We start from the raw sequence: 3,221 nt of genomic DNA on the forward strand, positions 1-3,221 counted from the left end.
AAGAAATGAAGTCCCGCCCCGGATAGGGGCTAACAGAAATAAGCAAGAAAATACTACTTATGCAGAACGACCACGCGAGCAGAAGGACTCTATCCTAGCCTCACACTCGCCGCGCGCAGCACCCCGCCCTAGCCCCACACTCCCCGCGAGCAGCACCCCTCCGCATGTAACACCGCCTCACCCTAAAGGAACGGAACGGCACGACCCCCTACCATCCTTGCCGCGGATATTGCGGCGTTTGCGGCTGCGGGCCACACGCAACATACGCGCCTCTGTAGCTATCGAAGCAATATCCCGGCGGCGGCGCAGGCTGCGCATAGACCGGCTGTTGCGCATAGACAGGCTGGGCATAAACCGGCTGATACACCGGTTGTGCATACACCGGCTGCGCATAGACCGGAGCCGGGGTTGCCACCGAGGCCACGACCGCGCCGATTACCGCCCCGCCGAGCAACGCACCGACGATCGCGCCACCATCATTGCCGCCGCCGTAGTACCCGTGGGCCGATGCCTGACCGGCCACCGAAAGACTTCCGGCCATCAACAACACTGCAGCTATGCGTTTCATTTTTCTTCTCCAGATCCCGTGCTCGGGACTATCGAAAGAATCTTATGCCGATGCTCAAGAAATAATTGAAGCACTTAGTAACCGATAATTTCAGCGGATACATGTTCACTTCGCGGCCAACGCCCGCCTTACGGCACCCGTCTCGCCGTGCGGCACGAAAATGTACCCCTGTCCCCACACCGTCTGCACGTACCGCGGATCGGACGGATCAGCTTCTAGCAAACGCCGCAGCCGCCATATCGATACATCGAGGCTCCGGTCCCGATACGTCCCCGACTGACCGCGCAATTTCTCGATCAACTGCGCGCGCGTCAAGACCACCATCGCGTTCTTCACGAAAATCTTGAGCATGGCGAATTCGGCCGACCTGAGCGGCACACGGGCGCCGTCGTGCCGCAACTCCCGCGCGGCGAAGTCCACCTCGTAAGGCCCGAACCGATAAGGCGGCCGGTCTTCAGGCGCACCGGGAAGAGCAGTTCGCGCAGGACGACGCCGGCGACGCTCCGCTGTTCTGCCTCGACCTCGCCGCCGGAGATGCGTTTCGCGTCTCGCGTACGTCGCTCGACCGCCTGGTGACGAATCTGGTCGATAACGCGCTCGAACACGGCGCGCCGCCCGTCGACATCAGCACCGCACGGAAAGCGGGCGAGTGGGTGATCACCGTGCGCGACTACGGCGAGGGCATTGCGCCCGAGCGTCTGGACGATGCCCGCAAGCCCTTCGTCCGTCTTGATCCCGCGCGCGCCGGCGATGGCCATTGCGGACTCGGGCTGGCAATCGTCGGACGGCTCGCGCGCGAACTCGGTGGCCGTTGCGAAATCGCTAACGCGCCGGATGGCGGGCTTGTCGTGCGCATCGTGATTCCCACGGACGATACCGCGCGCGCCAGTCCGCCCTCTTTCGCCTTGCCCGAGCCCGTCCTCGCGACCTGAGCACGTGTAAAAAGCGCGCGTAGTTATTGCCCGCTATTATGAGAAAACCGCGCGCGGCGGCCTGCATGCCGTGCGCGGTAAACAGTACGACGATAACGCCCAGTTCCGGCCTATATATGGCTGCGACTGCTTCACTGCGATCAAGCCGTCCGCTGTGCGCGCTTCTTGCTTCTTCGAGGCTTCGCTCAGCGGTCTCCCGTTAGTTCCAGGCGACCCCGCGAACGACACAATCTTGTCACGCACCAACAGCCGCGCTCGTGAGAGAAGCGGTGCCACGGAGACGCTCGATGCCTCAAGCCACGACGCAAGCCGCCCTATCGCCCGCTTTCTCCTCTGCCTTTGCCGCAGCCGTCCACGAAGGTCTTACGCACGCGCCGCAAAAAGAATTGCCCTCGATGTACCTGTACGACGAAGTCGGCTCCGCGCTCTTCGAGGTCATCACCGCATTGCCTGAATATGGTGTGACGCGGGCAGAGGAGCGCGTGCTGACGGCTCATGCCGCCGATATCGTCGCCGAATTGCCGCGCGAGGTGACCGTCGCCGAACTCGGCAGTGGCAGCGGCCGTAAAACGCGCTGGATTCTCGAAGCGCTGTGTAGAAAACGACCGACCGAATACTGTCCGATAGAAATATCGCCAACGGCGTTGCAATTATGCCGAAGAGAACTCGGCGACATAGAACGCATATCGATTGTCGGCTACGAGCGCGACTATCTGGCCGGCTTGGCCGAGGTCAGCGCAAACAGGAAACCGCACGAAGTTTTGCTGGTGCTGTTTCTCGGCAGTACGATCGGCAACTTCGCGCGGCTTGCCGCCACGCGCTTTCTCAAGTCGATCCGCTCGATGTTGAAACCCGGCGACGCGTTGCTACTGGGCATGGACCTGCTCAAGCCGGTTGATGTGCTGATCGCGGCCTACGATGACCCTATCGGCGTCACGGCCGCGTTCAACCTGAACTTGCTCGCGCGGGTCAATCGCGAACTGGACGCCGATATCCCGCTCGATGCCTTCGAACACCTTGCGCGCTTCAATCCGGACGCGCGCAGTGTGGAGATGCATTTGCGCGCCAAGCGACCGGTTAGAGCGACCATTCGCGGGGCTGGGTTGACCGTGGAATTTGCTGAAGGCGAGACGATCTGGACCGAAAGCAGTCACAAATACGCCGCCGATGAAGTCGGGCCGCTCGCCGCCGACGCCGGTTTTGCATTTACCCGGCAATGGCGCGATGACAAATGGGGATTTGCGGAGAGCCTGTTGGTCGCGCGTTAAGGCCACAGTGCTCAGTGCCAGGCTCAGTGCTGCTCGAATCGCTCGAAACGTTTTTCCATGTAGCGTTCTTCGCTGACCAGATCCGTGACGCGTGCGTGGGGCGGCCCGCGCCGCAGCCATTCAAGCATCAGGTCCACCTGATTGGCGGGCCCCTGGATCAACGCTTCGACCGACCCATCTTCCAGATTTGCCACCCAGCCGCGCACGCCGAGCGCGTGGGCGCGGCGTACGGTGGCGTGACGGAAGCCGACCCCCTGCACGAGGCCTTTCACGTGCACGTAATATGTTTCGATTCGAGTATCTAGGTTCGGACCCGGCATGGGTTTCTCCTGAGGGCGCTTTCGCGGGTTGGTGTGGGGTTATCAGGCCGCATTTTAGACAAGACTGGCGGATGTGGTGGGGGCGAGGTTTGGGGGGTGCTGCTCGCGGAGAGTGTGGGGAGAGCGTTGAGTC

Annotated in this window: 3 protein-coding genes and 2 pseudogenes; 2 read left to right on the plus strand and 3 right to left on the minus strand. The window is 62.0% G+C overall.

Going from position 1 to position 3,221, the window contains the following annotated elements; all coding sequences use genetic code 11:
- Positions 1-208 precede the first annotated feature (208 nt).
- Together WCA53_RS18755 and WCA53_RS18760 are read right to left on the minus strand one after the other, a co-directional pair.
- Entirely contained in the window at positions 209-568 is a 360-nt protein-coding gene (locus tag WCA53_RS18755) for a hypothetical protein (protein WP_423913923.1), read from the minus strand.
- Between the two features lie 105 nt (positions 569-673).
- Positions 674-1,120 (minus strand): annotated as a pseudogene (locus WCA53_RS18760) (winged helix-turn-helix domain-containing protein); the annotation flags it as partial.
- On the opposite strand from WCA53_RS18760, the pseudogene WCA53_RS18765 reads away from it, so the two are divergent.
- A pseudogene (locus WCA53_RS18765) lies at positions 1,039-1,500 on the plus strand (sensor histidine kinase); the annotation flags it as partial. The pseudogenes WCA53_RS18760 and WCA53_RS18765 sit on opposite strands and share 82 nt — an antisense overlap.
- 287 nt (positions 1,501-1,787) lie before the next feature.
- Complete coding sequence (gene egtD / locus WCA53_RS18770) at positions 1,788-2,768, plus strand: L-histidine N(alpha)-methyltransferase (RefSeq protein WP_423913927.1); 981 nt, start codon at positions 1,788-1,790, stop codon at positions 2,766-2,768.
- A gap of 23 nt (positions 2,769-2,791) precedes the next feature.
- On the opposite strand, the gene WCA53_RS18775 is transcribed toward egtD, so the two are convergent.
- The gene (locus WCA53_RS18775) at positions 2,792-3,088 is read right to left on the minus strand and encodes an acylphosphatase (protein WP_423913931.1); all 297 of its coding nucleotides are present in this window, start codon (positions 3,086-3,088) and stop codon (positions 2,792-2,794) included.
- Between the last annotated feature and the right edge of the window lie 133 nt (positions 3,089-3,221).

The sequence above is a fragment of the Caballeronia sp. genome (assembly GCF_049581465.1).
In the GTDB taxonomy this organism is placed as follows: domain Bacteria; phylum Pseudomonadota; class Gammaproteobacteria; order Burkholderiales; family Burkholderiaceae; genus Caballeronia.

What these genes read in the sequence shown, in the direction of transcription:
- WCA53_RS18755 (WP_423913923.1), bottom strand. Translation starts at nt 568, where the DNA reads ATGAAACGCATAGCTGCAGTGTTGTTGATGGCCGGAAGTCTTTCGGTG.
- egtD (WP_423913927.1), top strand. Translation starts at nt 1,788, where the DNA reads ATGCCTCAAGCCACGACGCAAGCCGCCCTATCGCCCGCTTTCTCCTCT.
- WCA53_RS18775 (WP_423913931.1), bottom strand. Translation starts at nt 3,088, where the DNA reads ATGCCGGGTCCGAACCTAGATACTCGAATCGAAACATATTACGTGCAC.